The 255-nt window shown below is 55.3% G+C and carries 1 protein-coding gene; it reads right to left on the reverse strand.

Going from position 1 to position 255, the window contains the following annotated elements; all coding sequences use genetic code 11:
• Window positions 1-255: ExbD/TolR family protein (locus KDM89_RS23155; RefSeq protein ID WP_212689905.1), on the reverse strand; the 255-nt coding region annotated here is incomplete at both ends.

A 255-nucleotide genomic window follows, 5' to 3' on the forward strand; every position in this document is an offset into this window, starting at 1 on the left:
TGTTCTGGTCGCCACGGATGTGCACTTCCGGTTGCGGTTGTTTGACCGATTCCACTTTCAGCTGGTCGAACAGGGCTTCTGTGCCTCCGGCCAGCGGACGGATCGCGCCGTTCCAGTAAATGTCACCATCTTTGCTCACAGAGATGGTGATGTTTTCCGGTTTGGTTTTGTAGACCTGGTTGCGTTCTGCCGGCAGCTTGAGTTTGACCACGTCGGTGATCACCGGGGTGGTGATCAGGAAGATGATCAGGAGCA

It is taken from the genome of Cognatundibacterium luofuense (genome assembly GCF_018139685.1).
Taxonomy (GTDB): domain Bacteria; phylum Pseudomonadota; class Gammaproteobacteria; order Burkholderiales; family Burkholderiaceae_D; genus Undibacterium; species Undibacterium luofuense.